Source organism: Cryobacterium sp. Y11 (assembly GCF_002929535.1).
In the GTDB taxonomy this organism is placed as follows: Bacteria; Actinomycetota; Actinomycetes; order Actinomycetales; family Microbacteriaceae; genus Cryobacterium.
In genome coordinates this window covers 1-20,530 of the sequence record NZ_PJJO01000042.1, presented here as the reverse complement: position 1 = coordinate 20,530, position 20,530 = coordinate 1, and the positions used below count along the sequence as shown (strand labels likewise).

18 protein-coding genes and 3 pseudogenes are annotated in these 20,530 nt (G+C 60.8%); 10 read left to right on the top strand and 11 right to left on the bottom strand.

What is annotated here, in order from left to right; translation table 11 throughout:
* Positions 1-185 precede the first annotated feature (185 nt).
* Positions 186-392 carry a three-helix bundle dimerization domain-containing protein gene (locus CXY75_RS01995; protein WP_146069329.1) on the bottom strand — a complete coding sequence of 69 codons (207 nt, stop codon included), beginning with the start codon at positions 390-392 and terminating at the stop codon, positions 186-188.
* Between the two features lie 127 nt (positions 393-519).
* Between CXY75_RS01995 and CXY75_RS01990 the strand changes: the two genes are divergently transcribed.
* The gene (locus CXY75_RS01990; RefSeq protein ID WP_104081194.1) at positions 520-762 is read left to right on the top strand and encodes a hypothetical protein; all 243 of its coding nucleotides are present in this window, start codon (positions 520-522) and stop codon (positions 760-762) included.
* Positions 763-899: 137 nt separating this feature from the next.
* On the opposite strand, the gene CXY75_RS01985 is transcribed toward CXY75_RS01990, so the two are convergent.
* On the bottom strand, positions 900-1,406 hold the full coding sequence (locus tag CXY75_RS01985) for a hypothetical protein (RefSeq protein ID WP_146069328.1): 507 nt from the start codon (positions 1,404-1,406) through the stop codon (positions 900-902).
* Between the two features lie 252 nt (positions 1,407-1,658).
* On the opposite strand from CXY75_RS01985, the gene CXY75_RS01980 reads away from it, so the two are divergent.
* Together CXY75_RS01980 and heR are read left to right on the top strand one after the other, a co-directional pair.
* Positions 1,659-2,705 (top strand): TerC family protein, encoded by a 1,047-nt coding sequence (locus tag CXY75_RS01980; RefSeq protein ID WP_104081211.1) that lies wholly within the window; start codon positions 1,659-1,661, stop codon positions 2,703-2,705.
* 354 nt (positions 2,706-3,059) lie between these two features.
* Entirely contained in the window at positions 3,060-3,863 is an 804-nt protein-coding gene (gene heR, locus CXY75_RS01975) for a heliorhodopsin HeR (protein WP_104081192.1), read from the top strand.
* 46 nt (positions 3,864-3,909) lie between these two features.
* Here the strand turns inward: heR and CXY75_RS01970 are convergent.
* A pseudogene (locus CXY75_RS01970) lies at positions 3,910-5,195 on the bottom strand (IS256 family transposase).
* Between the two features lie 67 nt (positions 5,196-5,262).
* Positions 5,263-6,563, bottom strand: a pseudogene (locus CXY75_RS01965) (ISL3 family transposase).
* Between the two features lie 154 nt (positions 6,564-6,717).
* Here CXY75_RS01965 and CXY75_RS01960 point away from each other — a divergent pair.
* Complete coding sequence (locus CXY75_RS01960) at positions 6,718-7,425, top strand: SDR family oxidoreductase (protein WP_104081191.1); 708 nt, start codon at positions 6,718-6,720, stop codon at positions 7,423-7,425.
* 84 nt (positions 7,426-7,509) lie between these two features.
* Here CXY75_RS01960 and CXY75_RS01955 read toward each other — a convergent pair whose 3' ends face one another.
* The 4 genes and pseudogenes from CXY75_RS01955 to CXY75_RS01935 form a co-directional block, all read right to left on the bottom strand.
* Entirely contained in the window at positions 7,510-8,973 is a 1,464-nt protein-coding gene (locus tag CXY75_RS01955; protein ID WP_104081190.1) for a cryptochrome/photolyase family protein, read from the bottom strand.
* A gap of 71 nt (positions 8,974-9,044) precedes the next feature.
* Positions 9,045-9,542, bottom strand: a pseudogene (locus tag CXY75_RS01950) (IS982 family transposase); the annotation flags it as partial.
* 338 nt (positions 9,543-9,880) lie between these two features.
* Positions 9,881-10,534 carry a DUF4232 domain-containing protein gene (locus CXY75_RS01945; protein ID WP_104081189.1) on the bottom strand — a complete coding sequence of 218 codons (654 nt, stop codon included), beginning with the start codon at positions 10,532-10,534 and terminating at the stop codon, positions 9,881-9,883.
* 657 nt (positions 10,535-11,191) lie between these two features.
* On the bottom strand, positions 11,192-11,746 hold the full coding sequence (locus CXY75_RS01935; protein ID WP_369826636.1) for an amylo-alpha-1,6-glucosidase: 555 nt from the start codon (positions 11,744-11,746) through the stop codon (positions 11,192-11,194).
* 35 nt (positions 11,747-11,781) lie between these two features.
* Here CXY75_RS01935 and CXY75_RS01930 point away from each other — a divergent pair, with 35 nt between their 5' ends.
* Entirely contained in the window at positions 11,782-12,384 is a 603-nt protein-coding gene (locus tag CXY75_RS01930) for a hypothetical protein (RefSeq protein WP_146069327.1), read from the top strand.
* Positions 12,385-13,023: 639 nt separating this feature from the next.
* Here the strand turns inward: CXY75_RS01930 and ribA are convergent.
* Positions 13,024-13,713: a GTP cyclohydrolase II gene (ribA, locus tag CXY75_RS01925; protein ID WP_104081186.1), complete on the bottom strand. Its 690-nt coding sequence runs from the start codon at positions 13,711-13,713 to the stop codon at positions 13,024-13,026.
* Positions 13,714-13,715: 2 nt separating this feature from the next.
* Positions 13,716-14,945 carry an NAD(P)/FAD-dependent oxidoreductase gene (locus CXY75_RS01920; protein WP_104081185.1) on the bottom strand — a complete coding sequence of 410 codons (1,230 nt, stop codon included), beginning with the start codon at positions 14,943-14,945 and terminating at the stop codon, positions 13,716-13,718.
* A 100-nt stretch (positions 14,946-15,045) separates the two neighbouring features.
* Between CXY75_RS01920 and CXY75_RS01915 the strand changes: the two genes are divergently transcribed.
* The 4 genes from CXY75_RS01915 to CXY75_RS20680 all read left to right on the top strand — a co-directional run bounded on the left by CXY75_RS01915 (position 15,046) and on the right by CXY75_RS20680 (position 18,779).
* Positions 15,046-15,714, top strand: coding sequence for a metalloregulator ArsR/SmtB family transcription factor (locus CXY75_RS01915; RefSeq protein WP_104081184.1), 669 nt, complete (start codon positions 15,046-15,048; stop codon positions 15,712-15,714).
* Positions 15,715-16,558: 844 nt separating this feature from the next.
* A complete protein-coding gene (locus CXY75_RS01910; RefSeq protein WP_104081183.1) occupies positions 16,559-17,032 on the top strand; it encodes a Dps family protein in 474 nt (157 codons plus the stop codon).
* A gap of 42 nt (positions 17,033-17,074) precedes the next feature.
* On the top strand, positions 17,075-18,130 hold the full coding sequence (locus tag CXY75_RS01905) for a zinc-dependent alcohol dehydrogenase family protein (protein WP_104081182.1): 1,056 nt from the start codon (positions 17,075-17,077) through the stop codon (positions 18,128-18,130).
* A gap of 517 nt (positions 18,131-18,647) precedes the next feature.
* On the top strand, positions 18,648-18,779 hold the full coding sequence (locus tag CXY75_RS20680; protein ID WP_255411751.1) for a hypothetical protein: 132 nt from the start codon (positions 18,648-18,650) through the stop codon (positions 18,777-18,779).
* 519 nt (positions 18,780-19,298) lie between these two features.
* Here the strand turns inward: CXY75_RS20680 and CXY75_RS01895 are convergent.
* Positions 19,299-20,132 carry a bacteriorhodopsin-like gene (locus CXY75_RS01895; RefSeq protein ID WP_104081180.1) on the bottom strand — a complete coding sequence of 278 codons (834 nt, stop codon included), beginning with the start codon at positions 20,130-20,132 and terminating at the stop codon, positions 19,299-19,301.
* Positions 20,133-20,360: 228 nt separating this feature from the next.
* Here CXY75_RS01895 and CXY75_RS01890 point away from each other — a divergent pair.
* Positions 20,361-20,530, top strand: a 170-nt coding sequence (locus tag CXY75_RS01890) for a lycopene cyclase family protein (protein ID WP_146069326.1), incomplete at its 3' end; no start/stop codon positions are given.

Sequence of the window (20,530 nt, the reverse complement as noted above, 5' to 3'; positions counted from 1 at the left end):
CATTTGAAACCGCCCAGTCTCACATGGGCACCGCGTTCAACGGAACCGATTTCGGACGGGTCTGTCGAACCGGCCCGGGCCGCGTTGTTCCGGGCGTGTCACCAGGGCCGGCGGACTGCCGCTTGATTTCAGTTTGTCCCTGATACGTAAACGCTTCTCAAGTCTGGCTACCGGCGGCGGTCAGATCAGGTGTGAACTGATTTCTTTAATCGCTTTTTCGCTGCTCTTTCAGTGAGGATAGTGAGGAATTCCCGCACTGGCCGGTCGGAGAGAGCAGCGAACTCGGCTCGAGCAACTTCTTCAATCTCAGCCCTAGGAACGTCCGGGAATTTCTCCTCAAGTCGCTCCACGACCTGGCGAATGGTTTCCTCATCATCTATGTCGGTGGTCACAATCCGAGTGTCCTCACAATGCCGACCCTGGTCAACATCCAACGGATCGAAGGTGCCCCGTCTGCATTCCCAGTAGACACCCACCGACAGTCAACCTGGTGCTTACCTTGGGGCTGAGGATGACGTCATGATCACCATGACAACTATCGTGCACCCGGTCGAACCACTCCGCAGTGTCCCGGTACTTGGTCAGAATCTTCGCCGGCACTACGAACACACTTTGTGGTTCACGGATCAAATGTTCGTTATCTTCACCGGCATCGGAGCGGTCCTGGTGATGGAGCACGCCAACAAATATCGCTTCGATATCGTCGGAAACGATCAAGCAACCGCCGATCATCGCGTGCGCGAATGGCGCGTTCTCGACTGAGGCTCAGCTTACGGGACGTCGGTCCTCACTCTACGAGGTGGCTCTCTGTGACAGCCCCTGTTGATATGCGTACGATCTGGTCCGCACGTTGCGAAAACATCGGTACGGTCGGTCAGTTTTCCGCGGCCCGGGATCGGTCAGTGTACGAGCGCTTTGAGGGCGATCAAAGCGACTCCCATGCCGGCGGTGCCGGCTGCGGTGCCGAGCTTTGCCAGGAGGGTGGCGCGGCGTTGTCGGGCTGCCCACCATCCCAATATGGCGAGCGTGATTACCGCTCCCCACAGTGAAATGTTGATGGCGGTATCCATCGAAAGTCCGAAGACTGCGGCGGCGGCCAGGCATGCCACCGGGACGATCAGTGCCCAGAGCAGTCCGGCGGAGCGTTGCAGGGCTTCGCCGACTGCTGCCCGCCAGCTCATCTCCCGGTTGCCGACAATTTCCGCGTACACGTGTGCGCCCCAGAACACCAGCACGGTGCCGACGGTTCGGGCGATCAGCACCGGCAGTCCCGGATTGTAGAGGGAGAATGCCGAGATCAGCCCTGCGGTCAGAACGGTACCGTAGACGGCCTCCGCGTTCAATGCCCGCGACACCCACGGGTAGCGCCGCAACTGGGCATCCAGATCGAACCCCGAAGCATTCACCGTCACCTCCGTCTCTGCGGGCAGATTGCTGCATCGCCGGTGTCAGAGTAGCCGAGCGATCTGCGGCGAACACTGCACAGTGGTTGCTCAGCCGTCCCCGCCTTGACGTGAAGCACACTTGTCCTGTTCAATGTATTTCAGAAGGGGAGTAATCCTCGCTTCGCATCGTCAATACGTTCCCGCCACGGGTTCCGGTGCGCAGGGCCGCAAGGTCGATGAGACCTTCACGAAAATTTCGTGGAGGTCTTTGTCATGACTGTTCCCCTGTGGGCGTGGTTCGCTGTTCTGGGTGTGATCCTGCTGATGCTCGCCGTCGACCTGGTCGCCCACCGCAAAGCTCATGTGATCGGTGTGCGGGAAGCCGCCGTCTGGTCGATCGTGTGGGTGACTCTCGGTGTCGCGTTTGGCGTGCTGGTGTGGATGCTGTGGGGGGCGGAATTCGGGCAGCAGTACTTCGCTGGCTACCTGATCGAGAAATCCCTCGCGGTAGATAACGTGTTCGTCTGGGCGATCATCTTCGCCGCGTTCGCTGTCCCGCGCGAGTACCAGCACCGAGTGCTGTTCCTCGGCGTCCTGGGCGCCCTGATCTTCCGCGGGATCTTCATCGCCGCCGGCGCCGCCCTGATTGAGAACTTCTCTTGGATCCTGTACGTATTCGCCGCGTTCCTGATCTACACCGGGTGGCGAATGTTCCGCTCTCGCAACGACCACATCCACCCCGAGAAATCCCGCATCCTCAAGGTGTTTCGCCGGTTCGTGCCGATGACCGACGCGTACCACGGGCAGAAGCTCCTGATTCGTAAGGCAGGAATCATGGTGGCGACCCCGCTGCTGGCCGTGCTCGTGCTGGTGGAAATTACGGACATCATCTTTGCCGTCGACTCGATCCCGGCTATCTTCGCCGTCACTAGCCAACCGTTCCTAGTCTTCACCGCGAACGCGTTCGCCATCCTGGGGCTGCGGGCTATGTATTTCCTCCTCGCGGACCTGATTCATCGCTTCATCTACCTCAAGATCGGACTGGCGTTCGTCTTGATCTGGGTGGGTATCAAGATGCTGCTCCTGGATGTCTTCTATATCCCCACCACGATCAGCCTGGCAGTAGTCGTGACTATCATCACGGTGTCCATCGTGGCCAGCCTCCGCGCCACCCGCGGCCAAGGCCGACGCGAAGTGCATACCGAGGCTGCAGGGATGTTCCGGATCGCCACCGACGCGGAACTTGCTGCGGTCGAGCCGGTTTTCCGCCGCCGCGGACGCGTGCCCGTCGGCGGTGGGAAGGATCGCTTCAATGAGTGACCTGGACCCCTCGGACACCCCGGTCTCTGAATCGCAAACAGCGCGGAGAGTCCGCCGAACTGTAACGTCAGCGGTGTTTGCGTTGCCGCTACTCGCGGTCACCGGCATTCTGGTCGTCGCGTGGACCGCCGGTAGCTGTCCTGGCGGGCACCGGTCACTCCGATACGGAGACTCTGGTCGAGGGAGGGAAGGGGAGCGGGGAAGCAAGAGTATTGATCGTTGTTCACCATAGAACGCGGGTCCCTGAGAACCGGCCAGCCTCAGCCCGGTCTTCACTCGTCGAACTAATAGTGGATACGGCGGTGCCAAGATGTCCTCAGGGGCGCTGGCACCCACAAACGAAGGAGTTGTCCCATGGCCAAAAAGGTCTACACGCCTGACGCGCAGATCGATCGGCTGCGAATCTATAACGTTCTCGCCGGAAGTCTGCACTTGCTCCAGGCCATCGGCTTCACGGTGGTTCTCACCATGCTGAGCTCGCAGGTTCTGTTCGCCGTGACCGCCGACTATCTGGCCGGTCCTCCCGGCGTTCCGATCCCGCCGGAACGGGTGACACTCTTCCAGGTGAACATCGGCATTGGCGTCGTCGCGTTCCTCGCGCTCAGCGCGTTCTTTCATTTCCTCATTTCCAGCTCCGGGTTCTTCGCACGCTATAAGAAAGGACTGCTGAACAACCACAACTACTTCCGCTGGGTGGAGTATTCGCTGAGCTCGTCGACGATGATCTGGCTGATCCTGCAAATCAACGGCGTCACCGACATCGGCGCGCTGGTCGCGGTGTTCGCTGTCAACGCCGCCATGATCATGTTCGGTGCGCTGCAAGAGAAGTACGAACAGCCCGGTACGGGGCGGCTGCTGCCGTTCATCCTCGGGTCCATGGTGGGCATCGTGCCCTGGATCCTGGTGCTGATCTACTTCCTTCGTCCGGGTAGTGCCAGCGACGTTGCGGCCCCCGGATTCGTGATCGGTATCGTCATCTCCTTGTTCGTGTTCTTCAACACCTTCGCCATCAACCAATGGCTGCAATACAAGCAAGTGGGCAAGTGGAAGAGCTACCTGCAGGGCGAACGCACCTATATCACCCTGAGCCTGGTCGCGAAAACGGCGCTGGCCTGGCAAGTATTCTCTGGCGCCATCATCCCGGCGATCGCCAGCTAAGCCGGGCCGGGGTGTGTCTCGTTAACGGTGTTTCCGGCGTTTTTCATTAGTAGGATTCTGCGTTCGGCCAGCGGTCGTGGAAGGTGATGGCGAAGGCGTTGAGAGCTGGTTTCCAGCGCATCGTCCAACGAGCTCGGCCCTCGCCGGTGGGGTCGAGACTTCGAGTGACCAGATACAAGCATTTTAGAGCTGCTTGCTCGGTGGGGAAATGCCCTCGAGCACGCACCGCCCGCCGGTACCGGGCGTTGAGCGACTCGATCGCATTGGTGGAGCAGATCACTTGGCGGATCTCGGGGTCGTAGGACAAGAACGGGGTGAACTCTTCCCCTGCCGACTCCCATAACCGGATGATCGCACCGTATTTCTTCCCCCAGATCTCGGTCAGATCATCCAACGCTGCCCGCGCGGCGCCGACGGTCGGAGCGGTGTAGATCGGTTTCACCGCTCGTTTCATCGCATCCCAATCCTTCTTCGAGGACAGCTTGAACGTGTTCCGAATGAGGTGAATGATGCACGTCTGCACCGTGTCAACGGCCACACGTTCCCGACAACTTCCGGGAGCCCTTTCAACCCGTCACAGACCAGGAAGAACGTGTCGGTGACACCACGGTTCTTGATGTCGGTCAGGACAGACATCCAGAATTTAGCGCCCTCACCGCCGGTGCCGGCCCACAACCCGAGAATATCTTTATCGCCGTCCAGGGTCACGCCGATGGCCGCGTAGATGGGCCGGTTGGCGACCTGCCCGTCCCGAATCTTCACGACGATCGCGTCGATGAAGATCGCCGCGTAGACGCCGTTCAAGGGGCGGGACTGCCACGTTTGCATCTCCTCGATCACCTTGTCCGTGATGCGAGAGATCGTCTCTTTCGAGACCTGCGCACCATAGATCTGATTGAAGTGTGCGCTGATCTCCCCGGTCGTCAGTCCGCGGGCATACAACGAAAGCACGATTTCATCGGCCCCGGTCAGGCGGCGTTGTCGTTTGGGCACGATCACCGGAGTGAACGTGGCGTCTCGGTCACGGGGCACCTGGATGGTCACCGGCCCTGTCGTGGGACTGATCACTGTTTTGGGCCGGGTCCCGTTGCGCACGTTCGAGTCGTCGCGCTCGTCCGGGGCACGGTTCTTTTCATGACCGAGGTGATCGGTCATTTCCTCGTTCAGCGCCGTCTCCAGGAACGTTTTCGTGAACTGGCCCAGCAGACCATCAGGACCGTCCAGAGCCAGGCCCTGCTCCTTGGCCAGGCGCACCCATTCCTTCGCCGCCAACGCCTCACGGGTGGGCTCATTTTTCGTCTTCTTCGTCACAGCATCAAGTGTCGTCATCACGGCACCTTTCCCGCCAGACCCACGTCCAGCGCGTCAGGCCGGAAACACCGTTTAAGAGACAGTCCCGTTAAATTCGGCCCGGAAGTACGGGTTTGTGCCCGCCGAGGCTGAGCATGGCGAGGGCGATGAGCGCGTCGGGTGATGTGAAGCCGAACGCGATACGGGTCATGAGGCGGATCTTGGTGTTCATGGATTCGACCCGGCCCTTGGAGAGACCATGTTCGATGGACGCCAGGATCGCGGTGCGGTGCTTGACGATGCTCTTCTGCAGTTTCACGAAGGAGGGGATGCGGCAACGGCGAGCCCAGCCGACCCATTTGTCGAGAGCTTCGGTCGCCTCATCGACAGGGAGTTTGAAGATCACGCGGAGGCCTTCCTTCAGGTAGTAAGCGCGGGCCAGCCGCGGGTCGGTCTGCACGATCCAGGCGAGCTTGGCTTGTTGCTTCTCGGTCAGGTTTTCCGGGTTTTCCACAGCACGTAACGGCAGTTCTTGATGCCGGCAGCTCGAGCACTATCCGGTCGGGCCGGATCATCGGCGGCAGGCCGGCCGCGGGTGCGTCGGGCGTCGTTGTGGCGGGCCGCTGTGCGGGCATCGTTCCACGCGGTTCGGCGAACGTCGTCGAGGGCTTCGGTAGCCCATTTCACGACATGAAACGGATCAGCGCACCGAACGGCGTTGGGCGCTTTGGCGGCGACTACACTGGCGATCCAGGCCGCGCCGTCCGCAGAAACATGCGTGATCAGCGCCGAACGCTCCGGCCCTAACGCGTCAAAGAACGTCGAGAGGGTGGCCTTGTCCTGGCCCGGCGCCGCTCAGACGAGACGGCCGGAATCGTGGTCAATAACGCAGGTCAAATACTTGTGGCCACGCTTGTAACTGATCTCGTCGATCCCGATCCGGGTGAGGCCGGCGAACTGGTCGAACTGCTTCTCAGTATCGGCCCAGACCCGGGTAATGATCGCCCCGACGGTGCGCCACGCGATGCGCATCAGCACGGTGATGGCGGTCTTGGACGTTTGCGTGGCCAGCCACGCGACCTGGTCGTCGAAGAACAGCGTGTGTCCGCTTTGATGCCGAGCCCACGGGACGGCGGCGACGGTGACGCCGTGAACCCCACAACTTACCCGCGGCGCCGCGGCTTCCAACTGGATTTGCACCGAGCCCGCATCCAGAGACCGCCAGCGGCGGCGACCGTCACCAGCGTCGTAGCGGGGGCAGCGCTTCCGGCAGAACCCGCAGCGGTTTCGCATCGATGCCGTTGGACGAACCGACGCGACCAAAATGCCCGACTTCACGTCGAGATCGACCGCTTCGACGATGGTCTTGTCGACTCCGAGCAGAGTTCGCCATAGTTTTGAGTTTTGCACGCCGTTTTCTCGTCCCTAAGTTTCTTACCTTTGTCAGTTAGAAACCTAGACGGAGAGCGGCGTGCACTCGTTAAGGCGCTCGGAAACCACCCACGGTTACGTCAGGAGAGCCCGTTTTTTGCCGGTCACGTCCCCATATGGGATACCGTGACACATGACGACTTTATCTGGATCTTCTGTTCTGATCGTGGGTGCCTCCGGAGTGCTCGGTGCCGAGATTGCCCGGCTGTTGGCCGCAGCGGGAGCCCGCCTCACCCTCAGCGGTCGTGACGCAGACAAGCTCGCCGCGCTGAACATTCCCGGCACGGTGGTCGCGGTCGACCTCACCCAGGCGGACGCCCCGAACCAGCTCGTATCCGCGGCTGTCACGGCGCACGGCGGCCTCGACGGCATCGTGAACGCTGCCGGTCTGGTCGCGTTCGGCACGGCATCCGAGGTGGCCGATGAGACCCTCGACACGCTCTTCGCCGTGAATGCTGTCGCTCCGATGCGATTGCTCGCGGCCGCGAATGAGGCACTGGCTGCTTCGGGCGCCGCCGGCCGCGAACCGTTCGTACTAACCCTGAGCGGGGTCGCGAGCGAAGCACCAACGGCCGGCATGGCCGCGTACTCCGCCTCGAAGGCCGCCCTCGCCGCGTGGAGCAAGGCCAGTGCTCGGGAACTGCGACGCAGTGGCATCCGGATGCTCGACGCCCGCCCCGGCCACACCGACACCGGCCTGGCCACCCGCCCCATTGCCGGGGCAGCCCCGAAGCTGGCCGGCGGCCTCGACCCGGCTTTCGTGGCGCGCCGCATCGTGGCCGCGATCGAGGGCAACGAGCGCGACTTGCCCGGCTCGGCGTTCACCGACCCCGCCGCCTGAGCCTGAGCTTGAGCTTGAGCTTGAGCCAGACGAGCCTGAGCAGTACCCGACTGAGCGCCAGGCGGTGCGTTACCAGGCGGTGCGTTACCAGGCGGTGCGTTCGCGCTCCTGGGCGACCACCGCGTCACGGTCGACGAGTCGGCGCAGGCCGGCGAGCGGCTGACTCATGCGGTGGTTGCCTCGGATGCGCGGTTCCACCCGGTCAAGGAACGCCCAGTATCCGGCGGTGAAGGGGCAGGCATCCGGTCCCAGTCGCACCTTCGGGTTGAAGCGGCAGCTGCCGCAGAAGTCCGTCATCTTGGAGATGTATGCGCCGCCCGAGGCGTACGGTTTGGTCGCCACGATTCCGCCGTCAGCGTGTTGGGACATTCCCACGACGTTGGCCGGCATCACCCAGGGGGTGCCGTCCACGAAAGCGTTGATGAACCAGTTTGAGAGGGCCGCCGGTTCGTAACCCTGCTGGAGGGACCAGTTCCCCAGAATCATCAGGCGGGGGATGTGGTGTGTCCAGCCGGTGCGGCCGACCTCGTCGAGGACGTGACTGAGGCACTTGGCCTCGACCGTGCTGCCGTCCAGCTCGAGGAACGGGCGCGGCAGCGGCGTGTGGGCGTCGAGAAAGTTGCTGTCGGCGACGTAGTCCTCGCCGAGGTGCCAGTACAGGTGCCAGACCCAGTCCCGCCAGCCCATGATCTGGCGCACCACCGCTTCGGCACTTGCCAGTGGCACACCGCCGGCCTGGTAGGCCGCCACGACCGCGTCGACGACTTCCCGCGGATGCAGCAGTCCCAGGTTCATCGGAACGCTCAGCCGCGAGTGCGCCATGGTGGTGTCGCCCTGCAGCGAGGCGTCTTCGAAGGGCCCGAAATCGGACAGGCGGGTGTCGATGAAATCCTGCAGGGCGGCCAGGGCTTCCGCCCGGGTGGCGGCGAAACGGCGCGGGCCGTCGGAGCCGATCAGGTGCACCCGCCCCTCGGCCACGAGCCGGTCCAGGTCGAGGCGCACTTGGGCGTCGATGTCGTCTTCGACGGGAGCCCACGGGTCGGGCAGGCCCAGGCTGGTCGCGGCTTTCGGCGGGGGCAGGCGGTTGTCGTGGTCGAAGTTGAACTTGCCGCCTTCGGGGTCGGGGCCGCGCATGAGCACCCCGGTGGTCGTGCGCACGCTGCGGTAGAACTGTTCCATCACGAGTCGGGAAGCGGGTCGGCCGTCGGCCCAGCGGGCGAAGTCCTCCTCGCTGGTGACGAAGCCGCGGCTGGGCAGGACGGATGCGCCCAGTTCGGTGACCAGCGCCCGTGCGCCCCACGAGGTGGGGTTGATGACCTCGAGCTCACGGCCCGTGAGAACGTCGCGGTAGTGCTCGGCCCGCAGGTATTCGACGCGGTCGCCGAGCTCCCGGGCGCGGTGGCGCAGGGCGCTGAGAATGAGGTGGGCCTTGGCCCGGTGGTAGCTGCGGCGGCCCAGCACCGCGGCGGCCTCCACGAGCACGATGGCTCCGCCATCGTCGTAGTGCGGACCGAGCTGATCGGCGAAGAGAAAGCGCGGCGGCGTCATGTCGCCGAGTCTACTGGCGAGAATCTTTCGGCGGCTTCACGTTCGCCGATCTTGGGGTTGGCGAGGCCTCAGACGACCGGCATTCCGTCGGGAGTGCAGATCAGGTAGAGGCGGAATCCCCAGAAGTAGCGGGAGTGGGACGCGCAGTAGCCGTAGCCGGCGTGCCCGGCCAGGTTGGAGCGTTTCACGGTCTCCCGAGACTTGCCGCAGGGCACCGGGGTGGAATCGATCAGTCGGGTGATCTCGCCCCAGGACGGGGTATCCCGGGCGAGTTCGGTGATCACCGCAGAGAGCAGCCCGGTGGCTTGGCGAACGCGTTTACCCCACCCGGATTGTTGGGGCAGGTTCGGAAACATGCTTCTGAGGTGCTTGTTCGCGTAGCGGATCCATTTACGGTCCGACGCGATGCCGACCAGGTGCTGCGCGACCACGAGGCAGAGCAGCTCAATGTCGGTCAGGGCCGGTGGTCTGCCCGGCCGACCGCGTCTGGAAAACCCCAACGCAGGGATGATCCGATCGTCTAGATGGACGTAAAGTGTGGTCAGGAGGGTGTTGAGGTCTGTCTTCACACACTGGGTTTAACACCCTCCGCCTTCGATTAACAGCGCCCACGCGGGGAAAGTCCGATCGGACTGAGCAGTTGGCGCGCTACCAACCGATTAGGACTCACTCATCTAGCGCTACAAGTCACATCCTGCGAACGCGGAGAGAGCCAAAACATTAACGTGAGACGTCTTGTATCCCTCGGGTTGTGATGCACCCAGTGCTCTCCACCGGCTTGGCCCGCCTAGCTAAAGTCTTGTTTCGTTGGTTCCGCTCTGACAAGCAGGTGACCGATACTTGGCATAGAACCCGGTTGTCTACTCCTTCGCGGCAGGTGTAATCAGTCGCTGCCCATGCCTTGAGATCAGAAGAGACTGGTCGCGCTGATCCACGACACCATGTAGGTAGCGGGTGTGTTGCATACGATGACGGGACTTTCCAGCGTTATGGTCCGTGACGAGTCCCAGTTGGGTGGACTCACGTGGGCCACATCGGCGACGGCGGTGTCACAGTCGTACGCTCCGGCATTGCTGAAATGGATGGTGCTGTAAGCAGACGCCCCAGGAGCGAGCTGCACCACCGCTGGCATGCCGCTGTCTGCCGCGCGCTTCCCGACGATCGCCCCCGTGGCGCTGTCCGCAAGGTTGAAGATGGAAGGCGGTCCCTCGATCCAACAGGCGTCGCTGCTGGTGTTAGTAAATGTGATCTCGGAGAAGAACGAACCGGCTCCGCTGGCCATGGGCTGTGCGGCGATAGAAATATCCAGGTTGTCTCCGTCGCACTCAGCGGCTCCGGCGGGCATCGGATTCACATCCGCATTGATTGCGGGGACCGATGCTTCGCCGGTGGGCTCGGACTGCCCCGGATCAGGCGCTACGGGCGAAGCGGAAGCCGAAGGATGACCGGTACTAGTGGGCGACGGGGTTGAAGACGCTGCCTCACCGCTCACCTGGCCAGCGCAGCCAGTCAAGAAGAAAATGACGGCTATTCCGGAGCAGAGTGCAGAAATTTTCTTCATGATTTTCCTCGGATTGTCGTGGTGTTAGTTGATGCATGCACCTGCGGTGTACGACTGCTGGGGCGGCGGCCTCCTTCGTGTCAGGGTTGGGTCAAGAGGTACGAGTTCGTCTGTGCGGAGCATGGCAGCGACTTCGGTGGCAGCCTCCACCAGATCCAAGCCTTCCATGAAGACTATCTTCGTAAAATCGCAGCTCCGCGACCGAGGACGCGCCGCATAGTCGTAGACATCATGCGCATCCGCATCCGCAACCGCGGCCGCGGCTTCGCGACCGTAACGCGTCTTGGAACCTAAGTACCTCATATCCCCTGCGATACAAGGAGGTGGGGGTCGGTCACGTCCCTCGTGAACTTAGTTCGAAGCGCCATTTGGCGCTGGAAATTTTGTGCCAAGGCCGCCAAAGTGAGCACGCCTGCACTGCTGATTCGAGCCATTGGCGGCGCATGGCTCCCGCCTCGGTAGCGGAAGTTGCGGCGGATCTCGATAGCGAAATCATGACTTGTCGCCCGTTGCGTTTTTGACGATGACCGGGTCGTATCCGGTGATGATTTGGGGTGTGAAAAAGCCCCATCGAAAGATTCCGGTGGGGCTTTTTCAGGATATTGACAGGGTCGCTGTCGTCGGCTGACCCGCTGACGGTGTGAGCGGGGGCGGACCTCAGCCGACTCGGAGAGTGGCGGCTAGGCCATTCAGCGTGACGTTTCCGACGATGGCGGGGCTGATGGGAGTGGAAGTTATCTCGCCCGTTACCGGGTCCGGTTTGAGGCCGAGCAGGGTGCTGAGCACGGACACTGCGGCCGCCGCGGACCAGGCCTGCGGCCGGCAGGCGGCGGGGTAGGAACCTGCAGCGGTGACGGCGGTAGAGGCGTCGCCGGAGTGGAGTTCGGGCATCCGGTAATCGAATGATTCGGCCGCTGCGAGTAGACCGGTGATCAAGACGCCGGCTTCGGCGCCGAAGCCGGCGCGGCCGAGTCCGGCGATGGCAATCGCGGTGTCGTGGGTCCAAACCGAGCCGCCGTGGTAGCTCACCGGCCAGTACCCGGCCGAGTCGGTGGACATGGTGCGCAGGCCGTAGCCGGAATTGAGTTCGGGAGAGACCAGACGGGCAGCGACGAGGGCGGATTCTTCGGCGGAGAGCAGGCCGGTGCCGAGGAGGTGGCCGATGTTGCTGGTGACGGTGTCGACCGGGCGTTTGAACGCGTCTAGGGCCACAGCCGGGTAGCGGCCCTGCGGGGAGACGATCCAGAATGAGCGGTGAAGACGATAGACACCAAGGGGATTTTATGAAACGTGTGACATTTGTATTGGCCGCAGCGATCGTAACGGCTGTTGTTTTGTCAGGTTGCCAAGCACAGCAACCCGTCGCGCCTGAATCATCAGCGTCGGCCTCTTCGCCCCCCACCCAGACGAATAAACCCGCTGCGCAGGAATTTGCTCAGGCGTGGGCGGACGAGACATTCGAGGCCTTTACCGTCACGGGTAGCAGCGCTGGTGAAATTATCTTTCCCGACGACGCTAAATCTGGCTTCAACACAATAACGTGGGCACCTGGCACCTGGCACCTGGCACCTGGCACCTGGCACCTGGCACCTGGCCACTGGGTCAAGGAGGACTCCTATTCGCAGGTTTATGGGGAGGACGCCACCTTCCATGAGGCCGGAACAGCGGATTACCCGGGCGATTCCGCCAGTGTGGCCTATGGTTTGGACCCCGCCGCTGGCCCAGCGGGCTGGATAGGTGTTGAGGCCGGTGCGGGTGATTGGTCCATTACTGTGTCGCCGATTTCGGCGCTTCCTGCTCTGCCGGAGACCGGCGGCTATGACGCTTATTTGTATGCGGGCACTGAGTAGCCGGTCGTCTTCTCGTCCACAAACGCGGGGCGGGTCAACGTCACCAGTTCAATGGCGTCGATGCGACCGACAGCATCCTCTCTCAGGAAGACTTCACGGCTGTTGTTACTCTCCTCGCTGGTCCCAGCGTCATCAACGTCCAGCTCGATAGCGTGAGCCCCTGGACACGGTCCACAAACTAGCTAGATCGACACGACCTGATCGACGGCCGGTTCGGTCTACGGGCCGGTTTGATAAACCGCATCGTTGTCTTCGGTCGTGGCAGTGCAGGCAAAAGTACCGTGGTCGGTGAGTTTGGGCGCCGGCCAGGTCCGCTTGTGATCGAGCTCGACTCGATGTTCACTAGCTTTGCGCCAACTCAGTCCTGAAGGCAGTCCCGAGCTGGTCTGGATTTTCGATTTCGTGAACCTGTCGTGAATAATGCGGCGGGGAGACCCAGCTCGCGAAGTTCTCTCTGCCGCTCGTTTGGACTCGCGTCATCGTAAGGCAGTCCTGTTTATGTGTGGGCTGTGCTGGCGCGAAAATCTTGCGCAGTGGTGTCTTTTACCTCCGCATCAGTATCCGTGTGTAATTGTTTGGGACTTATTGACCACTCGGGTGGTGAATAGACGATGTCTGGCGGGGTCTTGCATATCAGGATCAGAGTGCGTGTTGAAGGAGGTGTCCCATGCGATCACGTTTGGTGCGTAGATAGGCGGAGTTGGCCGGATGCGCACCTGCGGTGAGTGATACGCGCTCGAGGACGGTGATCCCGTGCTCGGTGAGCTGGTCGACTTTGTCCGGGTTGTTGGTGAGGAGGCGCACCGCCCGCAGTCGGAGGTTGTGGAGGATGGCAGCCGCGGCAGAGTAGTCACGGCCGTCTGCGGGGAGGCCGAGCGCGAGGTTGGCATCGAGCGTGTCTAAGCCGGCTTCTTGCAGTCGGTAGGCCTTGAGTTTGTTGACAAGTCCGATGCCGCGGCCCTCGTGGCCGCGCATGTAGATCACGATGCCGCCGTATTGATTGATTGTGTTGAGGGCGGAGTCGAGTTGTGGGCCGCATTCACATTTCTGAGATTCAAAGACCTCACCTGTCAGACATTCTGAGTGCACGCGAACGAAGCAGCCGTCAGTTGGTGCGCCGGACACGACAGCGAGATGTTCGCTGCCGGAGACAAGGTCGCGGTAGGCGCGGAACTGGAAAGTGCCGTGCCTTGTCGGGACGGTCGTTTCAACTTCGAAGGTGACGCCGGATATCGCGATCGGACGGACAGTGCAGGTGCTGTCTCCCCCCTCCGAGAGTGCGGCGGTTGATGCCACGGAGCGGTTGGTGCTGAAACATGTTTCGGCCATGATTACAGCGATTCCAGGGGCACATCGGCATCCGCAAGCTTGGTGCGATCGACTTGGTTGCCACGCCGAATAATGCCTTGCACGGCTTCGTTGACGTCCCAGACATTCACGTTCATCCCGGCCACGACTTTCCCGCCCGTCACCCAGAAGGCGATGAATTCGCGGCCAGCCCGGTCGCCTCGATACACCACCTCAGCTCCCCGGGTCAGGGGGCCGAATCCGGAGTACTCCATTCCGACGTCGAACTGATCGGTGTAGAAGTACGGGATGTCGTCGAAGGACACCTTCTGGCCGAGCATCGACCGCGCCGCGGCCTTCCCACCATTCAAGGCATTGGCCCAGTGTTCGCTGCGCAGCCGCAACTTCGCCAGAGGATGGTAGGCATTGGCAACGTCACCCGCCGCGTAGATTGCCGGGTTGCTCGTGCGAAGCGACGCATCAACTGAGATGCCGTTATCGATGGTTAGCCCCGCTGAATCGGCCAGCTCAACATTGGGCGTGGCACCAATGCCGACCAGGACGAGGTCCGCGGGAATGACCTCTCCGCTTTCGAGTCGCACAGCGCTAGCTCGCCCGTCCTGTCCGAGAACGCTTTCAACGGAAACTGAGCGCCGCAGGATGACGCCGTTTTGTTCGTGGAGATCAGCGAACATCTGGCCGAGCTCATCGCCGAGCGCGTTCGCCAACGGGATTGGGTCGCGTTCGAGAATCGTCACGTCATTTCCTAGGGTGCGTGCCGTCGCAGCCACCTCCATGCCAATCCAGCCTGAGCCGATTAAGACGAGGCGCAAACTTCCGCCCGAAAGTAGAGGGCGCAGGGTGTCGGAGTCATCGAGGGTACGCAGATAGTGCACCCCTTCGAGGTCTGCCCCGGGGATCGACAGACGGCGAGGTGACGAGCCAGTGGCTATGAGCAACTTGCTGTAAGCGAATTCATCACCGGCGTCAGTATGAATGAGCTGGCTTCCGGCATCAACGCGGGCGACAGAAGTGCCGAGGATTAACTCAACATCATGCTGCGCGTACCAATCCTTGGGATCAACGTAAACAGAGTCGCGGTCACTGGATCCGCTGAGGTAGTCCTTCGAAAGAGGCGGCCGGATATAAGGCCGGTGTGCTTCGGCGCCGATCAGTTGGATTGGCCCGGTGAAGCCCTCTTCGCGCAGCGTCCTAGCAGCGGACGCACCCGCGAGCCCTGCTCCGACGATGACATAACTCTGAGAATCCGACATGTTTCCTCTTTACTGTGTGCTGGCGAGCTTCGTAGCCCAACTTTAGGAGCCACCCGTTTCTTTTGTCAAGATACTTTGTTTTAGAGTTACGATCATCACTATGAACGAACAATCACAGTCGGACGACATCTCCGCAATAGCGTCGCTCAGCGACCCGCTGAGGCGCTCCTTGTTCGATCTTGTCTCTCAAAGTGCCGTGCCGATGGGCCGTGATGAGGCGGCTGAGGCGCTGGGCGTTCCGCGCGGGACGGTGGCGTTTCACTTGGAGAGACTTGCTCGATGCGGGCTGTTGGATACCGAATTCCAGCGCCGCACGGGCCGAACTGGTCCTGGCGCTGGACGGCCCGCCAAGCTGTACCGGCGTGCGGCCAACGAAATCGTCGTGTCCGTTCCGGGCCGACATTACGCTCTGGCCGGAGAGCTATTAATCTCCGCCATTGAGCAATCCGATCGCACAGGGAAGCCCGCCCAGGAGTCGCTCACCCAGGTGTCTGTAGAACACGGCCATACATTGGGCATGAGTGCCGGCTCTTTGGATGCGGTGCTGCAGTCAACCGGATACGAACCCCAGGACGATGGTGATGGCGGGCTGCTTCTGCACAACTGCCCGTTCAACCAGCTTACGAAGAGTCACACCGAGACCATCTGCGCGGCCAACCTAGCCCTACTGGTTGGGGTCGCGGAAGGTGCGGGGGAGCGTGCACGTAAGGTCCACTTTGCGCCGAGAGACGGATACTGTTGCGTACGTATCGCCCGGAATGCCGAGTAGGCGGAACGCTTTGTCCTTACCTCGGTGCGGTTGAGGTTGGTGTCGTTGTGGTGGACGCTGGGGGAGGCGAGCAGTATTTGGGCGAGTTCACCGCAATCTCACACGTAGCGGCCTGCCCGGCGTCCAGGATTGGCGAGGGCCCACTGCATTAGCGGTGGGCCCTCCATATTTACAGTAACCGACGTCACTAACAACGCCATCCAAAAGCGATTCACACGAGTTGTTCCCGGGGACTGAGCCCGGAGTTGACTAGCCCGATTGCACGCCAGCAGTGGGCTCAGTGCGCACGGCCCCGAGTGGCTGGGAGTTTCCGACGAGTTCGGTGATAGTTACGAAAAAGCCCCGACTACGCTACGCCTGGGGGGAGGCGAGGAATCTGTCGGGACTTACTCGTTTGGAGTGGGGGACTCCGTTGCAAACGGTACGGGTATGGGCTGGATGCTGGCTGGGCAGGCCCTGTGTCTGGTAAAGCAAATAGGCACATCCCGTGGGGTACAAGACGTAGGGTCTCTCTTTCTCTCTTCTCGCAGACTTAGTTCGACCGAAGAGTGGTCGTGACCGCCTGGTGGTAAAGGCGACTCATTTCACGGCGTCGTTTTGAATTCGGAATTGAAGTCCCGACGTGATTTTGTTTTGGTGAACATTCTCTTTCGTGCGCTGTCTGTTCAACGGGTCAATCGCCTTCCAGGTCAATACAGTTCAGCGCGGTCTGTGGGTTGATGGTCATATCATCAAGAGAGACCTCAATTAGGTCAAGACGTTCGTTGGAACTCGCTCAACCGCGACGGTGGCTAGCGCAATGACGCCATATTTTTGCTTTATCCGCGTACCAAGAAAGGACACTATGCACGCCTCCGAGACACTTCGCACGAACTTGCAGTCCGTTCTTGTTGACCTGATTGCGCTGCATTTGCAGGGCAAGCAGGCGCACTGGAACATCGTCGGACCGAACTTTCGTGACCTGCGCCTGCAACTCGACGAAATTGTCGGGGCAGTGCGTGATTTCTCTGATCAATTGGCCGAACGTTTGCGCGCCCTCAACGTGCAGCCCGACGGACGCATCGAAACCGTGGCCGCGACGACGCACTTGCCGAGCTTTCCCGCTGGCGAGGTACTCACCACCGACGCGATCAACCTCATCGCACAACGCCTGAACCTCACGGTAGAGAACATGCGCGTCGTGCACGATGACGTCGACGAAGAAGATCCCACCAGCGCCGATATTCTGCACCTTTTCATTGAGAAGTTGGAGCAGTACGCCTGGATGGTCAGCGCCGAGAATCGGCAGCCGCAACCGTCGATCGCGTTGGGCATATAGTCGAAAGTGATCGACTATGCCCATCTCTCCGAAAGGAACTCCATGAAGGCACTCGTTTATAAAGGTCCAGGCCAGAAGTCATGGGAAGAGGTGCCCAACCCGGCGATCTTGCAACCGACCGACGTTATCGTGAAGATCAACACGACGACGATCTGCGGCACCGACCTGCACATCCTCAAAGGCCATGTTCCCACTGTCGAGGTGGGAAGGATCCTCGGCCACGAGGGGGTGGGCACGATCACCGAGCTTGGGGCCGCCGTGACGAGCCTTAAGGTGGGCGACCAGGTCATTCTTTCCTGCGTCTCCGCCTGCGGACACTGCAGCTACTGCAAGGTAGGGGTCTACTCGCATTGCCTTGCCGACGAGGGCGCATCGGGCACCGGGTGGATTTTAGGCCATCTCATCGACGGAACGCAGGCCGAATACGTGCGGGTACCCTTCGCGGAGACGTCGGTTTACCTGCTGCCCGAGAACGTCACCCCTCAGCAGGGAACTGTGCTCTCGGACATCCTGCCGACGGGGCACGAGATCGGTGTGAAGTACGGCAGGGTCAAGGCCGGTGATGTCGTCGCGGTCGTCGGTGCGGGTCCGGTCGGACTCGCGGTGATCGCCACGGCTGGTCTCTACGGTCCCTCGCGGATCATTGCGATCGACCTCGACGCCAATCGAGTGGAGGAGGCCAGAAAGTTCGGTGCCACCGACACGGTCGTCTCGAGTGAAACCGACTGGAAGAAGCAGGTACTCGAGATGACCGACGGGCTCGGGGTTGACGTCGCGATCGAGGCCGTTGGTATTCCGCAGACCTTCGCAATGTGTCTGGACATCGTGCGTCCTGCCGGCGCCGTGGCGAACGTCGGAGTGCACAGCAAATCGGTCGACTTCCCGCTGCAGGACCTGTGGATCTCGAACATCAATATCAGCATGGGCCTCGTCAACACCGACACGCTCGATATTCTTCTCAAGCTCGTCGCGCAGAAAAAGATCGTGGCCGAAAACTTCGTCAGCCACACCTTCAAACTCGAAGACATCATCGAGGCCTACGACGTGTTCGGGCGTGCCGCCGAGACGAAAGCTCTAAAGGTTCTTCTCAACGCATGAGCAACTATCCATTCGGAACCGAATCCACCGAAAGTACCTTGCACTTTTAATTCTGGGCTGTCATTCTTCGATAAGTAGGCCAATCACGCGACAGTGCCTATGGTCCACTTTTCGAAGAGCGTCGACAATTTTCCTTACCGCTCTCAACTCACCACACGGACGTAAATTTCAGGAGATGAGTTCCCGGTTCGAGAACACGTCGAGGGCACGGATCGTTCATCAGGGCAAACTGGATGAAATTGGTTCTCACTCGCGTGCCGGTCGTTGTTCACGCATCCGTTGTTGTCGGATAGTAGAGGCCATCGCTGTGCTGACATAGCGCATGTCAACACTCCTGTGAGTTCGTTTGCCGCGTATTTCTGGGCGATTTTTTCTCTGACGTAATGAGCATCCCGAAAGAGCTGTCGGCGGAGAGGGTAAGTTCTGCCAACCAGACCGGGTTCACGCTGGGCGAGCGACCGTCATGGAATTTGAAGTGGAGGGGAATGGCTGGGTGTATCCATATTGAACTTCGACCATGTCCCGTCTCAGCGGTATCTTTCCAGGACAGCAGGAAGCTCTCGCCCCGGCGAAGCGTGCGGACAATCACGACTTTAACGTGCGCAAGAACCCGATCGTCAAATTCGACCGTTCTATTGCCGTACTTTAACGAACCCACAACACACTACGTAATCCGACGATATGTGGCGTGCGCCCTTGGTGAGGAGTCACTCGCCATTGAAAAGTCACAAGAGTTTTCTACAGACCGCTGTACGACTTCGTCATCCCAATGTGCATATTCCTGTTTTCCCTCCGAACGCATTTGCAGAACTGCAATGGCACGGTTCAAATTGAATGGGTAGGAGATCCGACGGGTGCTGCACCGGCCGCTGACTGGCTGGCGGGGTTGCCGGCAACCCTGGTAGAGACGGATCGTGGGGGCCTTATAGCCGGAATATTTCAGCACGTATCGGGGCGTAGCAGTCTGTGCATTCCGGGCAGGGCTCAATGTGATCTGCGTCAAAGGACGACAACACGAGCACGTGATTCTCACGAATGAACACTTTCGTTCGGTCTGCCCTCCGAATATGACATTGCGCAACATCTTGGGGGGGAGCACGCACATGCAGCGGGGCCAGCACGATCGGGTTTCGGTCGTGCAAGCCCCGCTGCACGTGCTCTGTATGGACTAGGTGTTGAGGGTGGAGCGTTTGAGGTTTGTTGCGTCTTCCAGGGATAGTTCGGAGTCGGCGAAGGCTGGGTCGTCTGAGAAGGACTTCATGCGGGCGATGCGGTAGATGATTAGGCCGTAGAGGCACTTGGCGAGGATGTCGGCCACGGAGTAGCCGATCTGTAGGCCGACCCAGGCGTCGGATCCGTCGATGCCGATGCCGGGGAGTAGGTAGGCGATCGGGTAGACGCCCCAGGTAGCTAGCAGTAGCAGTCGTAGCAGGCTGATGGTTTTGCGCACCGTGGCGGGCTGCCGCTTCAACGACCGGGTCAGCTCGATGAAGAGCACATAGAGAATGTAGGCGAAGGGGATTGAGGACAGTAGGCCGAAGATGCCGCGGGTCAGGTTGTCCGAAGCCATCTCTCCGGGGTAGCCGAGGGCGATCATGAGGGCGGCGGCGGGAATCAGCCGAGTGAGCAGGCTGCTTTGCACTTTACGCGCCAGGGCCAGAACAGCCACGAGCTCGAGCAGCAATAGCGGCACAGTGAGGAGCCAATCGACGTACCGGTAGCCCTCATTAAAGGATGCTCCGGCAACTTGGGCATAGTTGCCGCGGCCACCAATGGCGTCAGTGACGAACGCCTCGGTAAAGGAGTTGAAGATGCGGAAGTAGTGGTACGCCGCAATGCCACAGACGATGGCAGCGACGCTCATCGCCTGGCGGTAGCGCGGCAGCACTCGCGGCAGGCAGACGACCAGAAAAATAGACGTAAACAGCTGCGAAGCGATCACGAAAGAAAACACGTTGTAGATGGTGTCGTACTGGGTCTGGGTTAGGGAGTCAGGTATCACGATGTCCTTTTCTGTTCACGAGTATTCGCTGAAGTGACGGCGATTAAACAGGGAATACATAAATAGCTAACTAGGCTATGTATCACAACATACTCCCGCGAGCGGGAGTATCCCAATAGGCTCCGGACGGAGTATTAGAAATACTGATCAGCTTCGGGTTTCTCGTTAGGCTGTTTGCGTATCACCCGGTCCGTACTCGTCTACGTGATCGAGCAAGAAGGAGCATAGATGCCGCCTGCCGTGGACGCTGACCTTGTGATACTGGGCGCGGGCTTGGCCGGGCTCACTTTGGCGGCCCGGTTGGCTCGGGAGCGTTCCGGCCCGCGCGTCGTGCTGCTGGAACCGCGCACGGCCTATCGAGACGATCGCAGCTGGTGTTTTTGGCGACCGGAACAGCA